Source organism: Pseudomonas sp. W15Feb34 (assembly GCF_023127765.1).
GTDB classification, from domain to species: domain Bacteria; phylum Pseudomonadota; class Gammaproteobacteria; order Pseudomonadales; family Pseudomonadaceae; genus Aquipseudomonas; species Aquipseudomonas synxantha_A.
In genome coordinates this window covers 34,750-53,210 of the sequence record NZ_SPKN01000019.1, presented here as the reverse complement: position 1 = coordinate 53,210, position 18,461 = coordinate 34,750, and the positions used below count along the sequence as shown (strand labels likewise).

Sequence of the window (18,461 nt, the reverse complement as noted above, 5' to 3'; positions counted from 1 at the left end):
GCGTCGAAGTGAGATCAAAATGTGGGGGGGCTTGCTCCCGATAGCAGTGTTTCAGTCAGCAAATCTGTAGCTGACCCACCGCTATCGGGAGCAAGCCCCCTCCCACATTTGATCAGATTTTCAATTCTGAAAAGTTGTTTGTTAGGTCTCATCGGAGTCTGGCAATGGCACTACGCGAAACATGTTTATGGGAACACCTCACCCCCGGCCGGCCGGATCGTGCCGCGCTCAGGGGCGCGCTCAAGGTGGATGTCTGCGTGATCGGCGCCGGTATCACCGGTTTGTCGGCGGCCATTCATTTGCTGGAGCAGGGTAAAAGCGTTGCCGTGCTGGAGGCGCATCGCACCGGCCATGGCGGTTCGGGGCGTAACGTCGGGTTGGTCAATGCCGGCATGTGGATCCCGCCAGATGAGATCGAAGCCGGGTTTGGCACGGCGGTTGGCAGCCAGCTAAACCGCATGTTGGGCGCAGCGCCGGCCCTGGTATTCAGCCTGATCGACAAATACAAGATCGATTGCCAATTGCGCCGCGAGGGCACCTTGCACATGGCCCACAACGCCCGTGGCGAGGCGGATTTGCGCAGTCGTGAAGAGCAATGGAAGCGCCGTGGTGCGCCGGTCGAATTGCTCACCGGGCAGGCGTGTGAGCAAGCCACCGGCACCCAAAAAATCTCCGCCGCCTTGCTCGATCGACGGGCCGGCACCCTGAACCCCATGGCCTACACCACGGGCTTGGCGAATGCCGCCGCAGCGCTGGGCGGGCAGTTGTTTGACCATTCCCCGGTCACCCAGCTTGAGCGCCAAGGTGCCGATTGGTCGGTGCAGACCGCCGAGGGCGCGGTGCAGGCCGCTCAGGTGGTGATCGCCTCTAACGCCTACACCGAAGGCGAATGGACCGAGTTGCGGCGCAATTTTTTCCCCGGCTATTACTATCAGGTGGCGTCAGCGCCGCTGACCGATGATGCCGCCCGGCAAATCCTCCCCGGTGGCCAGGGCTCGTGGGATACGCGCCAGGTACTGAGCAGCATCCGTCGCGATGCCGATGGCCGTCTGTTGCTTGGCAGCCTGGGCAATGGCAACCAGAAACCTGCCTGGTTCCTCAAGGCGTGGGCCGATCGGGTGCAGCAGCACTACTTCCCGTATCTCAAATCGGTGCAGTGGGAATACACCTGGACCGGCTGCATCGCGTTTACCCCAGACCATCTGATGCGCCTGTTCGAACCCGCCCCTGGCCTGGTCGCAGTCACCGGCTATAACGGGCGCGGTGTGACCACCGGCAGTGTGGTCGGCAAGGCGTTTGCCGACTATCTGTGTCACCAGAATCCCCAGGCCTTGCCGATCCCCTTTGCACCGATGCAGCCACTGGCGGGTGCAGGTCTGCGCAGTTGCCTGTATGAAGCAGGATTCTCGCTGTATCACGCCGGGCAATGTCTGAGGATCGTGATCTGATCAGCGAAATACCGCTCAAAAGCCTGCGTTTTCTTAGCAGGCTACCCATCTGTATTGGTGCAAGGCGTAGCAATCACGCACTGTAAATGTGCAGTTCCGTTACGCACGTTGTTACAGGTGTAGGAACTGTCGTTTATCCCTCTGGTTGCAGCTGCGACCTGGCGGGGTTGTACTTTTTTGGTTCGTTGGTTGCACCTATCGGGGCTAGACGGTTGCACGTCCTGGCAAAAGGCGTCGAAACGCCTGTAATAACAATGACACCGTGTCTTTTTGAAGAATAAAAAAGTAATGGCACGCGGCTTGCTCTGAGCTTTCAGTGAAAAGTTTGAATGCAAGTTGTCGTGCCAAAAATCAAAAATATCGGAGCACCACTCATGTCCCAGACGTTTTACAAGAAAGGTTTTCTGGCCCTCGCCGTTGCAGCGGCGCTGGGTGTTTCTACGTTTGTTCAAGCTGATGTGAAAATTGGTGTGGCGGGCCCGATGACGGGTGCCAACGCCGCTTTCGGTGAGCAGTACATGAAGGGTGCCCAGGCGGCAGCCGACGTTATCAACAAGGCCGGCGGCATCAACGGCGAGCAGATCAAGCTGATTGCCGGCGATGACGCCTGCGAACCCAAGCAAGCCGTGGCCGTGGCCAACCGCCTGGCGGACCAGGACAAGGTGATCGGTGTGGTCGGGCACTTCTGCTCGTCCAACACCATCCCGGCGTCTGAGGTCTACGACGAAGCCGGCATCATCGCCATCACCCCAGGCTCCACCAATCCACAGGTCACCGAGCGCGGCCTGGGCGCCATGTTCCGTATGTGCGGGCGTGACGACCAGCAAGGCATCGTCGCCGGCGACTACATCGTCGATGTGCTCAAGGGCAAGAAAGTCGCGGTGATCAACGACAAGGACACCTACGGCAAAGGCCTGGCCGACGCCACCGCAGCCCAGTTGACCAAGCGCGGTGTCAAGCCGGTGCTGGAAGAGGGCCTGACCCGTGGCGAGAAAGACTTCAGCGCCCTGGTCACCAAGATCCGCTCCCTGGGCGCCGACGTCGTGTACTTCGGCGGCTTGCATCCAGAGGCCGGCCCATTGGTGCGCCAGATCCGTGAAGCGGGCCTCAAAGACGTCAAGTTCATGTCCGATGACGGCGTAGTGACCGACGAACTGGTGGCGACCGCCGGTGGTGCGCAGTACGTCGATGGCGTCTACATGACCTTCGGCGCCGATCCGCGCCTGTTGCCGGACAGCAAGACCGTGGTTGAAGAGTTCCGCAAAAACGGCACCGAGCCTGAAGGCTACACCCTGTATGCCTACGCCTCGATCCAGGCCCTGGCCGCCGGCTTCAACGGTGCCAAGTCCAACAAGGGCGAAGACGCGGCCAAGTGGCTCAAGGCCAACCCCGTGCAGACGGTAATGGGCAAGAAGGAATGGGACGGCAAAGGTGACCTGAAAGTCTCTGACTATGTGGTTTACCAGTGGGACAAGGACGGTAAGTACCATCAGCTGGAAAAACAGAAGTAAGGCTGAGCACCACAGTTCCAATGTGGGAGGGGGCTTGCTCCCGATAGCGCAGTGTCAGCCAACACATGCATGACTGACCCACCGAAATCGGGAGCAAGCCCCCTCCCACAGGGGAACGGTGTTGTTATTGAGATCTGTTTTTTCCTCCAGAAGCGCCGCACACCCACCGGTGTGCAGGTGCTCACCGCGTGAGATTGCGTTATGGATGGTATTTTCCTGCAGCAACTGGTCAACGGCCTGACCCTCGGGTCGGTCTATGGCCTGATCGCCATCGGCTACACAATGGTCTATGGCATCATTGGCATGATCAACTTCGCCCACGGCGAGGTTTATATGATTTCCGCTTACCTCGCGGCGATCAGTCTGGCACTGCTGGCTTACTTCGGCATCGAATCCTTCCCGCTGCTCATTCTCGGCACCTTGATCTTCACCGTGGTCGTCACCGGCGTGTACGGTTGGGTCATTGAACGGGTCGCCTATAAACCGTTGCGCAACTCCACCCGACTGGCTCCGCTGATCAGCGCCATCGGCATCTCGCTGATCCTGCAGAACTACGCACAGATCGCCCAGGGCGCCAAGCAACAAGGTATCCCGACCCTGCTGGCCGGCGCCTGGCGCGTCGATATCGGCACTGGCTTCGTGCAACTGACCTACACCAAAGTGTTCATCCTCGTGGCGGCATTCGCCGGCATGGCGTTGCTCACCTACATCATCAAGTACACCAAGCTGGGTCGCATGTGCCGCGCCACCCAGCAAGACCGCAAGATGGCCTCGATCCTGGGCATCAACACCGACCGGGTGATCTCCTACGTGTTCGTCATCGGCGCGGCCATGGCTGCCCTGGCCGGCGTGCTTATCACCCTCAACTACGGCACCTTCGACTTCTATGCCGGCTTCATCATCGGCATCAAGGCGTTTACCGCGGCGGTACTCGGCGGCATCGGCTCCCTGCCTGGGGCGATGCTAGGCGGGATCATCCTCGGTATCTCCGAGTCGCTGTTCTCGGGGTTGATCAACTCTGACTACAAAGACGTGTTCAGTTTCTCCCTGCTGGTGGTGATTCTGATTTTCCGTCCCCAGGGCCTGCTTGGTCGCCCACTCGTGGCGAAGGTGTAAACATGTCTGCTGCCAAATCCATTGATATCAAGAAGAGTGTGGTCGATACGGTCCTCGCCGGGCTGATTTCGCTGATCGTGTTCGGGCCCATCGTCGGCGTAGTGCTCGACGGCTACAGCTTCAACCTGGAGCCGCTGCGCGTTGCCACGTTGGTCGCCATTGTGATGGCCGGACGCTTTGCCCTCAGCCTGTTCCTGCAAACCCCCAAGGGCGTGAAGATTCTGCAGGGTTTTGAAAGCAGCGGCTCGGGTGTGCACGTGCTGCCACCGGACTACAAATCGCGGTTGCGCTGGATCATCCCGGCGTTGATCGTGATCGCCATCGTGTTCCCGATCTTCGCCAACAAATACCTGCTGACCGTGGTGATTCTCGGGCTGATCTACGTGTTGCTCGGCCTGGGCCTGAACATCGTGGTGGGCCTGGCCGGCCTGCTCGACCTGGGTTACGTGGCGTTCTATGCCATCGGTGCCTACGGCCTGGCGCTGGGTTATCAATACCTCGGCCTGGGGTTCTGGACGGTGCTGCCGCTGGCGGCAATCGCGGCGGCGCTGGCGGGGTGCATACTCGGCTTCCCGGTGCTGCGAATGCACGGTGACTACCTGGCCATCGTGACCCTGGGCTTTGGTGAAATCATTCGCCTGGTACTCAACAACTGGCTGTCATTCACCGGCGGCCCCAACGGTATGCCGGTGCCTTCGCCAACCTTCCTGGGCCTGGAGTTCGGCAAGCGTGCAAAGGATGGCGGCATCCCGTTTCACGAGTTCTTCGGCATCGATTACAACCCCAACATCAAGTTCATGTTCATCTACATCGTGCTGTTTCTGGTGGTGCTGGCCGTGCTGTACATCAAGCATCGCCTCACGCGTATGCCGGTCGGTCGCGCCTGGGAAGCCTTGCGTGAAGATGAAATCGCCTGTCGTTCCATGGGCCTGAATCACGTATTGGTCAAGCTCTCGGCGTTCACCATTGGGGCTTCCACTGCCGGATTGGCGGGTGTGTTTTTTGCCAGTTACCAGGGCTTCGTCAATCCGTCGTCGTTTACCTTCTTCGAGTCGGCGTTGATCCTGGCCATCGTGGTGTTGGGCGGCATGGGCTCGACGGTGGGCGTGGTGATTGCGGCATTCGTGCTGACCGTGGCGCCTGAATTGCTGCGCAGCTTCTCCGAATACCGTGTGCTGCTGTTTGGCGTGTTGATGGTGGTGATGATGATCTGGAGACCGCGTGGCTTGATTCGGATCAGCCGCACCGGTGTGACGCCACGCAAGGGGGTAGCGCCATGAGCAAGGAAGTCGTGCTATCTGTCGAACACCTGATGATGCACTTCGGTGGCATCAAGGCCCTGAGCGATGTCAGCCTCAAGGTCGAACGCAACTCGATATTTGCCCTGATCGGCCCCAATGGCGCCGGCAAAACTACGGTGTTCAACTGCCTCACCGGCTTTTACAAAGCCAGCGGCGGCAAGATCGAACTCAACGTGCGCGGCAAGCAAACCAACGTCATCCAGTTGTTGGGTGAGCGCTTTGAGGCCACCGACTTCGTATCGCCCAAAAGCTTCCTCAGCCGCGTGTACTACAAGATGTTCGGCGGCACCCACCTGGTGAACCGCGCCGGCCTGGCGCGGACGTTCCAGAACATTCGCCTGTTCAAGGAAATGTCGGTGCTGGAAAACCTGCTGGTGGCCCAGCACATGTGGGTCAACCGCAACATGCTCGCGGGCATCCTCAATACCAAGGGCTACCGCAAGGCTGAAAGTGATGCCCTGGACTGTGCGTTCTACTGGCTGGAGGTTGTGGACCTGGTGGACTGCGCCAACCGCCTGGCTGGCGAGCTCTCCTATGGCCAGCAGCGCCGCCTGGAAATCGCCCGCGCCATGTGCACGCGGCCGCAGATCATCTGCCTGGACGAACCGGCAGCGGGCCTCAACCCTCAGGAAACCGAAGCCCTCAGCGCGATGATTCGCCTGCTGCGCGACGAACACGACCTCACGGTGGTGCTGATCGAACACGACATGGGCATGGTGATGAGTATTTCCGACCACATTGTGGTGCTGGACCACGGCAACGTGATCGCCGAAGGCGGCCCCGACGCGATCCGCAACGACCCGAAAGTGATCGCCGCCTACCTGGGCGCGGACGAAGAGGAGTTGGTATGAGCGCACCTATCCTCGAAATGAAGGACCTGGACGTGTTCTACGGCCCGATCCAGGCGTTGAAGAAAGTCTCGCTGCACATCAACGAAGGCGAAACCGTCAGCCTGATCGGCTCCAACGGCGCGGGAAAGTCCACGCTGCTGATGTCGATCTTCGGCCAGCCTCGGGCCGAGTCGGGGCAGATTCTGTACAACGGCGTCGACATTACCCACAAGTCGTCCCACTACATCGCCTCCAACGGCATTGCGCAGTCGCCGGAAGGGCGGCGGGTGTTCCCCGACATGACCGTCGAGGAAAACCTGCTGATGGGCACCATCCCCATTGGCGACAAGTTTGCCAGCGAGGATATGCAACGCATGTTCGAGCTGTTCCCCAGGCTCAAGGAGCGGCGTAACCAGCGCGCCATGACCATGTCCGGCGGCGAGCAGCAAATGCTCGCCATCGCTCGTGCGCTGATGAGCCGGCCCAAACTGTTGCTGCTCGACGAGCCAAGCCTGGGACTGGCGCCGATTGTGGTGAAGCAGATCTTTTCTACCCTGCGCGAGCTGGCGTCTACCGGGATGACCATCTTCCTGGTGGAGCAGAACGCCAACCATGCGCTGCGCTTGTCGGATCGGGCGTATGTGATGGTCAATGGCGAGATTCGCCTGACGGGCACCGGTAAAGAGCTGCTGGTGAACGAGGAAGTGCGCAACGCCTACCTGGGCGGTCACTGACCTCAAGTCCAGACACATCACCCCTGTGGGAACCTGGCCTTATGTGGGAGCCGGGCTTGCCCGCGATAGCATCACCTCGGTTTAGCTGGCATACCGAGGTGGCTGCATCGCAGGCAAGCCAGCTCCCACCCAAGGCCCGGTTCCCACATTTGTTTTTGCGGTGTCAACAAGCCCTCCACCAAATTGTGGAAAACAAATCCAGCCCACCTCCAAAGCGCGACATATAGCCGCCGCAAATCCCTGTTTTGTCACAGTTTTGACTTGTCCCCATCCACTGTGGAACCGGCTGTGGGTAACGTGGGTGTACTTGGCTGAAAGCCTTTGAATACGGGGCCTGTAGCGTTGTGGTTGTTTTTTGATCGGCGGCTTTTTCTCGACCCTCTACCGGCTTTGTCAACCTGTTTAAAGACACAGGTATATGACCGGAATATGTCCATCCAGCCTGTGGATAAGTCTGTGACTAAACTCTGGAAAGACGCCCGCAGGGGCCGGAATGACTGGCCTGAAGCCATCGTTGCGTTTTTCCGAATTTTTCAGGGGCTACATACGCCCCAGCCAAGGTCAAGCAAAAAACTTTCTAAAAACGCCTGCAAGCCTTGTACACAGTGGCTTCGAGCGATGTGCACTTGCCCCCAAAGACTGTGGGCGCAGTTGTGGATAACCTGCGCGCATATGGCTGCAGGCCACGTTTTATAAGGCTTTGCTTGGGGTGGTTAAAAAACGCACAGTTGCGTGTGAAGTTACGTGCGTAGCGGTTGCCGCAGCCGCGGCGGAAGGGCATTCTGCTGGCAACTTTTTTCCCCGATGCACTCAAGGAGAACACCATGTCCGACACGCTATTCATTACTGGCGCTACTTCAGGTTTCGGCGAGGCCTGTGCCCGTCGTTTTGCCGAAGCCGGCTGGAAACTGGTGCTCACCGGTCGTCGTGCCGAGCGCTTGAATGCCTTGGTCGAAGAACTTTCCAGGCAGACCGAAGTGCATGGCCTGGTGGTGGATGTGCGCGATCGCAAAGGCATGGAGGAGGCCATCGCCAACTTGCCGCCGTCGTTCGCCAAACTGCGTGGCCTGATCAACAACGCTGGCCTGGCCGTGGGCACTGATCCGGCCCCCAAGTGCGACCTCGACGACTGGGAAACCATGGTCGACACCAATATCAAGGGCCTGCTGACCACTACCAACCTGCTGCTGCCGCGCCTGATTGCTCATGGCCGGGGTGCGGGGATCATCAACCTGGGTTCCATCGCCGGTAACTACCCGTACCCCGGCAGCCATGTGTATGGCGGCTCCAAGGCGTTCGTGAAGCAGTTCTCGCTGAACCTGCGTTGCGACCTGCAAGGCACTGGCGTGCGTGTGACCAACATCGAGCCGGGCCTTTGCGAGAGCGAGTTCTCGCTGGTGCGCTTTGGCGGTGACCAGGCGCGTTATGACGCCACCTACGCAGGTGCCGAGCCGATCCAGCCGCAGGATATTGCCGATACGATTTTCTGGGTGATGAATACGCCGGCGCACGTGAATATCAACCGGTTGGAGCTGATGCCTGTGAGCCAGACCTGGGCTGGGTTTGCGATTGAGCGGGGGGCCAAATAGGGCCTTAGACCGCGTCGCCTGCATCGGGGGCAAGCCCCCTCCCACATTGATCGGGTTCGCAGATCAAGTGTGGGAGGGGGCTTGCCCCGATAGCGGTAAATCGGCCAAAAACAGGCCATAAGGTACACTCCGCTCCTGAAAACCCTCCGCACTGTGCGGTTTAAAGGTTTTGACAGGAGGAAATGTGAGTAACCGAGGTGAGCAGGCACTGCTCAAACAATCGACCATCCTGATGTTCGCCGTGGCGATCGCCGGGATTGTCACGGGTGTCATATCCGGCGCCCAATCCATTTTATTCGACGGCTTTTTCTCGCTGATCGCCACCGCCATCAAGGTGCTGATGCTGATCACGGCCAAGCTGATCGCCAAGAAAAGCAACGAGCGCTTCCAGTTCGGCTATTGGCACCTGGAACCGATGGTGCTGTTGATCGAAGGCAGCTTCCTGCTGCTGATCGCCATCTACGCGTTCCTCAATGGTGTGTTCGGCATCATCAACGGCGGGCGCGAGATCGAGTTGGGGCTGGTGATCATTTATGCGGCGGTGTTTACCGTCGTGGAGTTCGCCTACTTCTTTTATGTGCGCTACCGCAACCGCACGCTTAAATCGTCGCTGATCCAGTTCGACAACATCAGTTGGCTGGTGGACGCAATGCTGTCGGTGGGCTTGCTGATCAGCTTCCTTGCCGCACTGCTGCTCAAGTCCCAGGGCTATGGCGAATGGGCGGTGTACGTCGACCCGCTGATTTTGATCCTGTTGGCCCTGAGTATGCTGGCGCCAGCGTTCAAGATCCTGCGCCCGGCGTTGCGTGAAGTGCTGGGGATCGCGCCGGATCACCTGGACGATAAAGTACGCGAAGTGATGGATGCGGCGCAGGCCAGGCATGGTTTCGATGACTACGTGTCCTATGTGCAGAAGCACGGGCGGGCGCGGTTTATCGAGATTCATGTAGTGCTGCCGGCCGATTACCCAGTGGATAAGGTCGCGACCCTCGACAGGTTGCGCGAAGAGATATCCACAGGGCTGGGCACGCCGGATGCGGCGCGTTGGTTGACGATCAGTTTTACCGGGGATCGCAAGTGGATTGCGTGAGGTCAGTCAGACCGAGGTGAGGCTATCGGGAGCAAGCCCCCTCCCACATCAGGACGATTTTCAACATGAAAACGCGGACAAGTGTGGGAGGGGGCTTGCCCCCGATGAGGCCCTGAGGGTTACCCAAACTGCTTGATCAAACCCTGGTAGCAAGTCGCCAAGTGATAGGGCGTGGTAGAAGGCATATCCCGCCGGCTCACCTTACCGTCGGCATCCAGGCATTCATGCCAGCCCTTTGCATGCAGAAAACGCTGTTGCAGCGCCAGCAATTGACGTTGCAGCACCGTCTCGCTGCCGGGACGCAAGGTCAGTGCTCGCAGGTATTCCGCCTGGGCCCAGATGCGCTGAGTGCCGTCGCGCACCGTGCCATCGAGTGCCAACATGCCACTGACCGCACCGCTTAACTTATCCACACCCTTTTGCTCGGCATAGGCAAACGCCCGTGTCAGTGATGCATGCAGCGGCGTGCCGCGCAGCACCTCTGAGGATTCCAGCAAAAAGAACCATTCGAACTGGTGCCCTGGCTCAAACCAGTTATCCACAGCGCCCAGCGGTTTCTCCAGCATCACGCCGTGCTCGCGGTCGATGAAGCGTTGCTGCATGGCCGTCGCCAGTGCCAGCAGTGCCGCTTGTACCTGCGCGTCCTCGCGTACCGCGAGGGTGGCGAGGAAGCCCTCGGCCAAGTGCATCAGCGGGTTTTGCAACGGGCCGGATTTGAGCGAGGCCCAGTTGCGCTCAAGTACCGCCTCATACAAGCCATCGCCCGTGGCAAAGCGTTGAGCGACAACTTCCAGTGCGGCGTTGAGCACCGACTCCACCAAGGGTTCACGCACCTTGGCCCAGTAATGGGCACAGGCAAAGATGATGAACGCGTGGGTGTAGAGGTCCTTGCGCTTGTCCAGGGGTTGGCCGGCCGGGTCGATGCTGTAGAACCAGCCGCCGTGCTCGGCATCATGGAAGTGCCGCTGCAGGGAGCGGAACAGCGCCGCCGCCCGTTCATCGGCAAAGGCCGCACCTGGCTCGCCGATCAGGCTGGCGAACAGGTACAGCTGCCGGGCGCACGCCATGGCGCGATAGCGTTGTGGGGGCAATGGTTGATGATCGGCATCCAGTGCCTCAAAGGGCAGTGCGAGGTCGGCATTCCAACCCGGACCTTGCCAGAGGGGCACGATCAGGTCATGGAAGTGCGTGAGCACAGGCGTCAGGGAAGAGGGGGAAGCGATGGGCATTGGCTGGCGTCGTCACGGCAGGGGTGTTTGCCGCGCATGGTAGCAGGCTTGGGATCGGTGGTGTTTGTACTGGCACTATCGCGGGCAAACCCGCTCCCACATTTTTGAAGTGTGAACCCTCTCAAATGTGGGAGCTGGCTTGCCTGCGATGAGGTCCTTGCAGTCGCTGACGATCAGCCCGCCAACAACCACACCCCGGTCGCTGCCGAAGCCGCCCCGGCCACCCGCACCAAGGGTGCTGCAGCCGCTGGCAAAAAGCGCACCACTGCATAACCGGCGGCATGCAACGCCGCGGTCGCACCCACAAACCCAATGGCATACGCCCAAGGGCTGGTCATGTCCGGCAGTTCAAGGCCATGGGCCACGCCGTGAAACAACGCAAACAATGCCGTGGCACCCACCGCCATGAACAGCGGCGGCCGCACCGCCAGTGCCACGGCCAGGCCCAGGGCGAGCACCGAAGCGGCAATCCCGCTTTCCAGCGCCGGCAATTGCAGCCCTTCAAAACCCAACACCCCGCCGATCAGCATGGTGCCCACGAAGGTGCATGGCAGTGCCCAGCGCGCGACGCCTTTCTGTTGGGCCGCCCACAGGCCGACCGCAACCATGGCCAGCAAGTGATCGAGGCCGCCCAAGGGATGGCTGATGCCGGCCACCAGGCCATTGTCGCCGTGGCCAGGGTGCGCGAAGGCCAGGGCAGGGGCCAGCAGCAGCGCGGCAGCGGCGAAGAGTTTGTTGAGGCTCATGGACAGGTTCCTTATGGGTTGATCAGGCGGCGGTCAGCAAGCCCTGGCGTTCGATGAAGGCGACGATGTCGTCCAGGCCGACTCCGGTTTTCTGGTTGCTGAACACAAAGGGTTTGCCGTTGCGCATCCGCTGGGTGTCGCTGTTCATCAACTCCAGCGAGGCGCCCACCAGCGGGGCCAGGTCGATCTTGTTGATCACCAGCAAGTCGGATTTGCAAATACCGGGCCCGCCTTTGCGTGGCAGCTTGTCACCAGCGGACACATCGATCACATAAATGGTCAGGTCTGAGAGTTCCGGGCTGAAGGTGGCCGACAGGTTGTCGCCGCCGGACTCCACCAGGATCAGGTCCAGGCCGGGAAAGCGGCGGTTGAGCTGGTCCACGGCCTCAAGGTTGATCGAAGCATCTTCGCGAATCGCCGTGTGCGGGCAGCCGCCGGTCTCCACGCCGATGATGCGCTCCGGCGCCAGTGCCTTGTTACGTACCAGAAAGTCGGCGTCTTCGCGGGTATAGATGTCGTTGGTGACCACCGCCAGGTTATAGCGATCACGCAGCGCGAGGCACAGGGCCAGGGTCAGGGCGGTCTTGCCGGAGCCCACCGGGCCGCCGATTCCGACGCGCAGGGGTTGTGTGTTCATGTGCTTCTCCACAATAAAAAACGTTCAGGAACGAAACAGGCGGCTGTACTGGCGTTCGTGGGCCATGCACGCCAGGGACAGGCCAAAGGCGGCGCTGCCCAACCGCGCAGGGTCAATGCGCTCGGCGTCCTGCTGGGCTTGCTGTAGCAAGGGCAGCAGTTCGCTGGTCAGGCGTTGCGCGGCTTGCTGGCCCAGTGGCAGGGTTTTCATCAGCACGGCCAATTGGTTCTCCAGCCAGCTCCACAGCCATGCGGCGAGAGCATCGTCGGGGCTGATGTGCCAGGCGCGGGCGGCCAGGGCCCAGCCAAGAGCCAGGTGCGGTTCGCCGCGTTGTGCAAGGAACTCACGGGCGGCGCTGTCCAGTTCCGGTAAGCCATTGAGCAGTTGCTGCAGGGAGTAACCCATTTGCCGGCTCTCCTGATACAGCTCGCGGGTCTCACGGCTGGCGCGGTGTTCTTCGCACAATTGCGCCAGCCCAGGCCAGTCCTGTTCAGCGGCAGCGCGGCAATGGCTGAGCAACAGCGGCGCTTCGAAGCGCGCAAGGTTGAGCAGCAACTGATCGCTGATCCAGCGCCCTGCGCTCGCGGCATCCTGTACGCGGCCGTTGTCCACAGCCATTTCCAGGCCCTGGGAATAGCTGTAGCCGCCAATCGGCAACTGCGGACTGGCCAGGCGCAACAGCGCCCAGGCTGGGTTCATAGACGTACGCCGAACTGGTGCAGCTTGGGCGGGTAGTTGAAGTCTTCGTCGCCATGGCGCGAATGATGATGGCCGCCGCCGTAGGCGCCATGTTCCGGCTGGAACGGCGCCTCGATGGTTTGCGTGTCGGCGCCCAACTGTTCCAGCATCGCCTTGAGCACGTAGTCGTCGAGCAGGCGCAGCCAGCCGTCGCCGACTTGCAGGGCCACATGGCGGTTACCCAGGTGATAGGCAGCGCGGGTCAGTTCAAAGGCGTTGCGGCAAGTGACGTGCAGCAGTTGTTCAGGGCGGGCGCAAACGCGTACGACACGTCCGTCTTCAGCTTGTAGGAACTCGCCATCGTGCAAGGGCGGCTGTCCACGCTCCAAAAACAGGCCGACGTCTTCACCGTCGGCACTGAAACAGCGCAGGCGGCTTTTGCTGCGGGCTTCGAAGTTCAGCAGCAACTCAGCGGCCCAGAGGGCTTGGGGGGCGATTCGGCGGTGGATCACCAGCATCGGTAGGCTTCCAGCTATGAGCGATAGCAGTGCTAGAGCAAGGGGCTTGCCAACCTGCTATTGGCGTAGGAGTTTCCTGTCAGTGCAGGTGGTTGCGCATGGATAGGGCATCCACGGGTTGTATAGATCGTTCAAATTTGGTGCACATGAGCGGTTATAGCACTGGAAAAGGGCGTTTTCCCTGAAAGAAGCCTGGTGCTGCATGAAATTTCTTTCATCCAATTATCCGTTGCGTTTTTAAGGATTTATCCTACAAAGACCCGAGAATCGGCCTTCGTGGGCTTACGTGATGGTTCTTTAACATTCGCGCCGTGTTTAATTCACCGCGATGTTCATCATGTTCAAGTCATTTATTTGTTCAGTCATTGTCGGCCTGTCGTGTGTTATCTCGTCAGCCTCGGCCAATCTTCAACAGCCGCCGACTTTCGCTTCAAGCCATGCGGCGTCTTCGGTCGACGATGTGATCGACCGCGCCCATCAACTGCTCGGCACTCCCTACAAGTGGGGCGGTACGTCTGCCGAGCAGGGGTTTGATTGCAGCAGTTTCCTGGTCTATCTGTTCAAGACCGAAGCCAACATTCAGCTGCCGCGCACCACTGCGGCGATGCACCGTTCAACCGCTTCAACCATCAAGCGAAAAGCGTTAAAACCGGGCGATGCCGTATTTTTCAAAGGCAATGGGCGAGGGCGGGTGAGTCACGTCGGGCTGTATATCGGCGAAGGCAAGTTCATCCATTCACCGCGTACCGGCAAGCATGTGCGTATCGATTCGTTGAGCAATAAGTACTGGAGCAAGAACTACACAACGGCCAAGCGTTTTCACAAGGCTGGCTGAGGGATTACTCGGTACTGCCCAGCCCTTGCCAGTGCTTGAGGCCGATAAAGATAAAGCGCAGTTGCTGGGTGATTTTCGCCTGGGGCGTGAGGTGGGCTGGCAGGGCATGGGCCGGTGGGTCGATGATATCGGGCAGGGTGGCAAACACGCTTTTGACGATCAGGTCGGCCATCACATGTAAACCTTCTGCATCCAGATGCTGCAATTTTGGCATCAACGTCAGGTCGGCGGCCAGGTCGCGGGTGATGTCCTCGCGCAGGGCGCCGATGGCTTGGCGCACGGCCAGGCAGCCGCCGTACTGTTCGCGGGCCAAAAACAGGAATTGCGAACGGTTGGCCGAAACTACGTCGAGAAAGATCCGCACAGAGGCATCGATAATGCCCCCCATCACGAATTCGTTGTGGCGCACCAGGCGGATCGTGGCGCGGAAGGTCTGGCCGACTTCGCTGACCAATACCAGCCCAAGCTGGTCCATGTCGGCAAAATGGCGATAGAAACCAGTTGGCACTATACCCGCTGTCTTGGCCACTTCGCGCAGGCTCAGGCTGCCAAACCCACGGCCACACTCCATCAGATGGCGGGCTGCGTCCATCAAGGCAAGGCGTGTCTGTTGCTTCTGTTCGGCGCGGGGCAGCATGAGCGGATGGGCTTTGTCGGCAAGTACAGCGACGCACTCTAGCAAAAGCGCTTTGCCGGCGTCGAACTTGGCGGGGGCGAGGCGTGACGCGGTCTATATAAAAGCAAAAGCCCGATCGGCTGATCGGGCTTTTTTCTGGGCCACCACGGGCTTAGCTCTGTGCTTGATGCAGTTCTTGCAGACGGTCGGCACCACCTTCAGCAACGCCTTCGGTGTAGGCGCGTTTGTTGGCTTGTTCAGCACCGCCTTCTACCAGACCTTTCTCTTGCAGGCGATTGTAGCCATTTTCAGCGACAGCACCTTTGGCGTAGTCACGGTTTTCGTCTTCTTGCGAACCGCTACGCGCCACGGTTTGGCTAGTCTGCATGGCTTGAGCTTTGTTCTGTGGAGTGGCCTGTTCGGCGGCTGGCAGGGCGAAAGCGCTGGAAGCCAGGACAGATAACAGGACGGTAGCGAGTAATTGGCGTTTCATGATGGTTGCTCCTTGGGAGGGCGATAAAGTGGGTACGGGGCTAATGCTACTCTTGATAAGTCGATATAAAAGTTCATAAACACAATGGTAATAATCAACAGAATTGATTGTTCCCCGCAAAGGCTCTAGATCGAGCCTCTCAAGCACGCGGTTTTGCACCGCAGTGGGTATTTTCGACACGAACCTGGGTAACAATGGTGCGCTGTCGATGATGAAATCTGTCTGCTTGATCAGGAAAATCGTTTTTTTTCGGCTAAATCCGCCGTTGGGTTAAACCCTCCGGCACTTTGCCAGTCGTAGTTCTATAAGCTGTGTCAAAGGCTGTTGCCCAGCCAGTCGTATTCAGGAGCCCTGTGCAATGACGCGCACTCGTAAAATCGTCGCTTGGAGCTGCGCCAGCTTCGTTCTGTTAATTGCCATAGCGGTACTTGTGCTGGTGTTCTTCGACTGGAACCGCATCAAGCCGCCTCTCAACGCCAAGGTATCCGAAGAACTGCATCGCCCGTTCGCCATCAACGGCAACCTCGCGGTGGTGTGGCAGCGCGAGCCCGATGAGGGCGGCTGGCGTGCCTGGGTGCCGTGGCCCCATGTGATCGCCGAAGACCTGACCCTGGGCAACCCGGATTGGTCGAAACAACCGCAGATGGTCACGCTCAAGAAGGTCGAGCTGCGTATTTCACCCCTGGCTTTGCTGGTGCAGCGCGTGGTGATCCCGCGCATTGACCTCACCGAACCCAGTGCCCAGTTGCAGCGCCTGGCCGACGGCCGCGCCAACTGGACGTTCAAGTTCGATCCCAAGGACCCCGACGCCGAGCCCTCCAACTGGGTGGTGGATATCGGCGCCATCGGCTTTGACAAGGGCCATGTGACCCTCGACGATCAAACCCTCAAGACTCAGTTGGATGTGATCATCGACCCCTTGGGCAAACCCATCCCGTTTGGTGAAATTGTCGGGGACGCCGATGCCAAGAAGGCGCTGGAAAAAGGCTCGGCGCCTCAGGACTACGCGTTCGGCCTCAAGGTCAAAGGCCAATATCACGGCCAGAAGCTCGCCGGCACCGGCAAGATCGGCGGTCTGCTGGCCTTGCAGGACGCGGCCAAGCCGTTCCCGCTGCAAGCCCAGGTGAAAGTCGCCGACACCAGCATCGCCCTGGCCGGCACCTTGACCGACCCGCTTAACCTCGGTGCCCTGGACCTGCGCCTGAAACTCTCGGGCAGCAGCCTGGGTAACCTTTACCCGTTGACTGGTGTGACCTTGCCGGATTCGCCGGCCTATTCAACCGACGGCCATTTGATCGCCAAGCTGCATGAAACCAGCGGCGCCTCATTCCGCTACGAGAACTTCAACGGCAAGATCGGCAACAGCGACATCCATGGCGACCTGGCCTATGTCGCCAGCCAGCCACGGCCCAAGCTCAGCGGCGCGCTGGTGTCCAACCAACTGCTGATGGATGACCTGGCGCCTCTGATTGGCGCGGATTCCAACGCCGAGCAAAAAGCTCGTGGCGGTGAAAGCAAACAACCGGCGACCAAAGTGCTGCCGGTTGAAGAGTTCCGCACCGAGCGCTGGCGCGAGATGGATGCCGACGTGGAATTCACCGGCAAGCGCATCGTGCACAGTGCCGACTTGCCCTTCACCGATCTGTATACGCACCTGGTGCTCAACGACGGCCAACTGAGCCTCGAACCCCTGCGTTTCGGCGTGGCCGGCGGCAAGCTCGATGCGCAGATTCGCTTGAATGGCCGCATTACGCCGATGGAAGGCAGCGCCAAGCTGACGGCACGCAACTTCAAGCTCAAGCAACTGTTCCCGACCTTTGAGCCGATGAAAACCAGCTTCGGCGAACTCAACGGCGATGCCGATATTTCCGGGCGCGGCAACTCGGTGGCGGCACTGCTGGGAACCTCCAACGGCGACCTGAAGATGCTGATCAACGATGGCGCCATCAGCCGCAGCCTGATGGAAATCGCCGGGCTCAACGTGGGCAACTACGTCGTGGGGCGCCTGTTCGGCGACGAGGAAGTGAAGATCAACTGCGCAGCGGCGGACTTCGGCATCAAGACGGGCCTGGCGACCACGCGGTTGTTTGTGTTCGATACCGAGAACGCCATCATCTACATCGACGGCACGGCCAATATGGCTACCGAGCAACTGGACCTGACCATTACGCCGGAGTCCAAGGGCTTTCGTCTGTTCTCGCTGCGTTCGCCGCTGTACGTCAATGGACCGTTCATCAAGCCCAATGCTGGCGTGAAAGCCATTCCGCTGGCGCTACGTGGTGCAGGCATGGTCGCCCTGGGCGTTATCGCCGGGCCAGCCGCCGGCTTGCTCGCCTTGGTCGCTCCAAGTGGCGGAGAGCCCAATGAGTGCGCACCGTTGCTGCAGCAGATGAAGGAAGGCAAGGCACCGAAAACCGTGAAGTAACTGTAGGAACCGCAAAGCAAATGTGGGAGGGGGCTTGCTCCCGATTGCAGTGTGTCAGTCAGTACATCGGGTACTGAACCACCGCTATCGGGAGCAAGCCCCCTCCCACATGGGTATTGCCGTGTTGCGGGTTACAGGTCCTGCAGAATATCCGCCATATCATCGGCGTGCTCTTCTTCCTGGGCCAGGATGTCTTCGAAGATGCGACGGGTAGTCGGGTCTTTATCGCCGATGTACTGGATGATTTCACGGTAGCTGTCCACCGCGATGCGCTCGGCTACCAGGTCTTCGTAGACCATCTCTTTGAGCGAGTTGCCTGCCACATATTGAGCGTGGGAGTTCTTCGACAGCAGGTCGGGGTTGAACTCCGGCTCGCCGCCCAGTTGCACGATACGCTCGGCCAGTTTGTCGGCGTGCTCGGCTTCCTGGGTGGCGTGTTCAAGGAACTCATCGGCAGCCACGCTGGCTTTCAGGCCGTTGGCCATGAAGTAGTGACGCTTGTAGCGCAACACGCAAACCAGCTCAGTGGCCAGCGACTCGTTGAGCAGGCGGATGATTTCCTGACGGTCGGCGTCGTAGCCTTCGGTCACGGCACCGTTTTCGACATTCTGGCGGGCGCGGCTGCGCAGGGTCGCAATGTCAGTCAAGTGTGCTTCAGTCATTTC

The 18,461-nt window shown here is 59.7% G+C and carries 18 protein-coding genes; 10 read left to right on the top strand and 8 right to left on the bottom strand.

Going from position 1 to position 18,461, the window contains the following annotated elements; all coding sequences use genetic code 11:
* Positions 1–164 precede the first annotated feature (164 nt).
* The 8 genes from E4O97_RS08355 (at position 165) to E4O97_RS08320 (ending at position 9,619) form a co-directional block, all read left to right on the top strand.
* Positions 165–1,448, top strand: coding sequence for an FAD-binding oxidoreductase (locus E4O97_RS08355; protein WP_032878169.1), 1,284 nt, complete (start codon positions 165–167; stop codon positions 1,446–1,448).
* A 374-nt stretch (positions 1,449–1,822) separates the two neighbouring features.
* Positions 1,823–2,959, top strand: coding sequence for a branched-chain amino acid ABC transporter substrate-binding protein (locus tag E4O97_RS08350; RefSeq protein WP_078820153.1), 1,137 nt, complete (start codon positions 1,823–1,825; stop codon positions 2,957–2,959).
* A gap of 201 nt (positions 2,960–3,160) precedes the next feature.
* Positions 3,161–4,075 (top strand): branched-chain amino acid ABC transporter permease, encoded by a 915-nt coding sequence (locus E4O97_RS08345; RefSeq protein ID WP_003188099.1) that lies wholly within the window; start codon positions 3,161–3,163, stop codon positions 4,073–4,075.
* Between the two features lie 2 nt (positions 4,076–4,077).
* A complete protein-coding gene (gene livM, locus E4O97_RS08340) occupies positions 4,078–5,355 on the top strand; it encodes a high-affinity branched-chain amino acid ABC transporter permease LivM (RefSeq protein ID WP_005784284.1) in 1,278 nt (425 codons plus the stop codon).
* Positions 5,352–6,227 (top strand): ATP-binding cassette domain-containing protein, encoded by an 876-nt coding sequence (locus E4O97_RS08335; RefSeq protein WP_005784285.1) that lies wholly within the window; start codon positions 5,352–5,354, stop codon positions 6,225–6,227. Before livM ends, E4O97_RS08335 begins: the two co-directional genes overlap by 4 nt.
* On the top strand, positions 6,224–6,940 hold the full coding sequence (locus E4O97_RS08330) for an ABC transporter ATP-binding protein (RefSeq protein ID WP_005784287.1): 717 nt from the start codon (positions 6,224–6,226) through the stop codon (positions 6,938–6,940). The genes E4O97_RS08335 and E4O97_RS08330 overlap by 4 nt, the downstream gene beginning before the upstream one ends.
* An 824-nt stretch (positions 6,941–7,764) precedes the next feature.
* Positions 7,765–8,529, top strand: a complete 765-nt coding sequence (locus E4O97_RS08325; protein ID WP_032878165.1) for an SDR family oxidoreductase — start codon at positions 7,765–7,767, stop codon at positions 8,527–8,529.
* Positions 8,530–8,713: 184 nt separating this feature from the next.
* On the top strand, positions 8,714–9,619 hold the full coding sequence (locus E4O97_RS08320; protein WP_005784289.1) for a cation diffusion facilitator family transporter: 906 nt from the start codon (positions 8,714–8,716) through the stop codon (positions 9,617–9,619).
* Between the two features lie 119 nt (positions 9,620–9,738).
* On the opposite strand, the gene E4O97_RS08315 is transcribed toward E4O97_RS08320, so the two are convergent.
* From E4O97_RS08315 to ureE, 5 genes are all read right to left on the bottom strand, one after another.
* Positions 9,739–10,848: an AGE family epimerase/isomerase gene (locus E4O97_RS08315; RefSeq protein ID WP_248161127.1), complete on the bottom strand. Its 1,110-nt coding sequence runs from the start codon at positions 10,846–10,848 to the stop codon at positions 9,739–9,741.
* 173 nt (positions 10,849–11,021) lie between these two features.
* Positions 11,022–11,594 (bottom strand): HupE/UreJ family protein, encoded by a 573-nt coding sequence (locus E4O97_RS08310; RefSeq protein WP_032878162.1) that lies wholly within the window; start codon positions 11,592–11,594, stop codon positions 11,022–11,024.
* A 22-nt stretch (positions 11,595–11,616) separates the two neighbouring features.
* Positions 11,617–12,231: an urease accessory protein UreG gene (ureG, locus tag E4O97_RS08305; RefSeq protein ID WP_005784294.1), complete on the bottom strand. Its 615-nt coding sequence runs from the start codon at positions 12,229–12,231 to the stop codon at positions 11,617–11,619.
* A 24-nt stretch (positions 12,232–12,255) separates the two neighbouring features.
* Positions 12,256–12,930: an urease accessory protein UreF gene (locus E4O97_RS08300; protein ID WP_248161126.1), complete on the bottom strand. Its 675-nt coding sequence runs from the start codon at positions 12,928–12,930 to the stop codon at positions 12,256–12,258.
* A complete protein-coding gene (gene ureE, locus E4O97_RS08295; protein WP_005784297.1) occupies positions 12,927–13,427 on the bottom strand; it encodes an urease accessory protein UreE in 501 nt (166 codons plus the stop codon). The genes E4O97_RS08300 and ureE overlap by 4 nt, the downstream gene beginning before the upstream one ends.
* A 337-nt stretch (positions 13,428–13,764) precedes the next feature.
* Between ureE and E4O97_RS08290 the strand changes: the two genes are divergently transcribed.
* Positions 13,765–14,262 (top strand): C40 family peptidase, encoded by a 498-nt coding sequence (locus E4O97_RS08290; RefSeq protein WP_248161125.1) that lies wholly within the window; start codon positions 13,765–13,767, stop codon positions 14,260–14,262.
* Between the two features lie 4 nt (positions 14,263–14,266).
* On the opposite strand, the gene E4O97_RS08285 is transcribed toward E4O97_RS08290, so the two are convergent.
* Both E4O97_RS08285 and E4O97_RS08280 read right to left on the bottom strand, forming a co-directional pair.
* Entirely contained in the window at positions 14,267–14,899 is a 633-nt protein-coding gene (locus tag E4O97_RS08285) for a TetR family transcriptional regulator (protein ID WP_005784300.1), read from the bottom strand.
* 151 nt (positions 14,900–15,050) lie between these two features.
* Positions 15,051–15,371, bottom strand: coding sequence for a hypothetical protein (locus tag E4O97_RS08280; RefSeq protein WP_005784302.1), 321 nt, complete (start codon positions 15,369–15,371; stop codon positions 15,051–15,053).
* Between the two features lie 358 nt (positions 15,372–15,729).
* Here E4O97_RS08280 and E4O97_RS08275 point away from each other — a divergent pair, with 358 nt between their 5' ends.
* Positions 15,730–17,796: an AsmA family protein gene (locus E4O97_RS08275; protein ID WP_248161124.1), complete on the top strand. Its 2,067-nt coding sequence runs from the start codon at positions 15,730–15,732 to the stop codon at positions 17,794–17,796.
* A gap of 131 nt (positions 17,797–17,927) precedes the next feature.
* Here the strand turns inward: E4O97_RS08275 and E4O97_RS08270 are convergent, their stop codons facing one another.
* Complete coding sequence (locus E4O97_RS08270) at positions 17,928–18,458, bottom strand: ferritin-like domain-containing protein (protein ID WP_005784304.1); 531 nt, start codon at positions 18,456–18,458, stop codon at positions 17,928–17,930.
* Positions 18,459–18,461: the final 3 nt, after the last annotated feature.

What these genes read in the sequence shown, in the direction of transcription:
- livM (WP_005784284.1), top strand. Translation starts at nt 4,078, where the DNA reads ATGTCTGCTGCCAAATCCATTGATATCAAGAAGAGTGTGGTCGATACG.
- E4O97_RS08285 (WP_005784300.1), bottom strand. Translation starts at nt 14,899, where the DNA reads ATGCTGCCCCGCGCCGAACAGAAGCAACAGACACGCCTTGCCTTGATG.
- E4O97_RS08310 (WP_032878162.1), bottom strand. Translation starts at nt 11,594, where the DNA reads ATGAGCCTCAACAAACTCTTCGCCGCTGCCGCGCTGCTGCTGGCCCCT.
- E4O97_RS08355 (WP_032878169.1), top strand. Translation starts at nt 165, where the DNA reads ATGGCACTACGCGAAACATGTTTATGGGAACACCTCACCCCCGGCCGG.
- E4O97_RS08325 (WP_032878165.1), top strand. Translation starts at nt 7,765, where the DNA reads ATGTCCGACACGCTATTCATTACTGGCGCTACTTCAGGTTTCGGCGAG.
- E4O97_RS08280 (WP_005784302.1), bottom strand. Translation starts at nt 15,371, where the DNA reads ATGAAACGCCAATTACTCGCTACCGTCCTGTTATCTGTCCTGGCTTCC.
- E4O97_RS08300 (WP_248161126.1), bottom strand. Translation starts at nt 12,930, where the DNA reads ATGAACCCAGCCTGGGCGCTGTTGCGCCTGGCCAGTCCGCAGTTGCCG.
- E4O97_RS08330 (WP_005784287.1), top strand. Translation starts at nt 6,224, where the DNA reads ATGAGCGCACCTATCCTCGAAATGAAGGACCTGGACGTGTTCTACGGC.
- E4O97_RS08275 (WP_248161124.1), top strand. Translation starts at nt 15,730, where the DNA reads ATGACGCGCACTCGTAAAATCGTCGCTTGGAGCTGCGCCAGCTTCGTT.
- ureG (WP_005784294.1), bottom strand. Translation starts at nt 12,231, where the DNA reads ATGAACACACAACCCCTGCGCGTCGGAATCGGCGGCCCGGTGGGCTCC.
- E4O97_RS08270 (WP_005784304.1), bottom strand. Translation starts at nt 18,458, where the DNA reads ATGACTGAAGCACACTTGACTGACATTGCGACCCTGCGCAGCCGCGCC.
- E4O97_RS08335 (WP_005784285.1), top strand. Translation starts at nt 5,352, where the DNA reads ATGAGCAAGGAAGTCGTGCTATCTGTCGAACACCTGATGATGCACTTC.
- ureE (WP_005784297.1), bottom strand. Translation starts at nt 13,427, where the DNA reads ATGCTGGTGATCCACCGCCGAATCGCCCCCCAAGCCCTCTGGGCCGCT.
- E4O97_RS08315 (WP_248161127.1), bottom strand. Translation starts at nt 10,848, where the DNA reads ATGCCCATCGCTTCCCCCTCTTCCCTGACGCCTGTGCTCACGCACTTC.
- E4O97_RS08290 (WP_248161125.1), top strand. Translation starts at nt 13,765, where the DNA reads ATGTTCAAGTCATTTATTTGTTCAGTCATTGTCGGCCTGTCGTGTGTT.
- E4O97_RS08345 (WP_003188099.1), top strand. Translation starts at nt 3,161, where the DNA reads ATGGATGGTATTTTCCTGCAGCAACTGGTCAACGGCCTGACCCTCGGG.
- E4O97_RS08350 (WP_078820153.1), top strand. Translation starts at nt 1,823, where the DNA reads ATGTCCCAGACGTTTTACAAGAAAGGTTTTCTGGCCCTCGCCGTTGCA.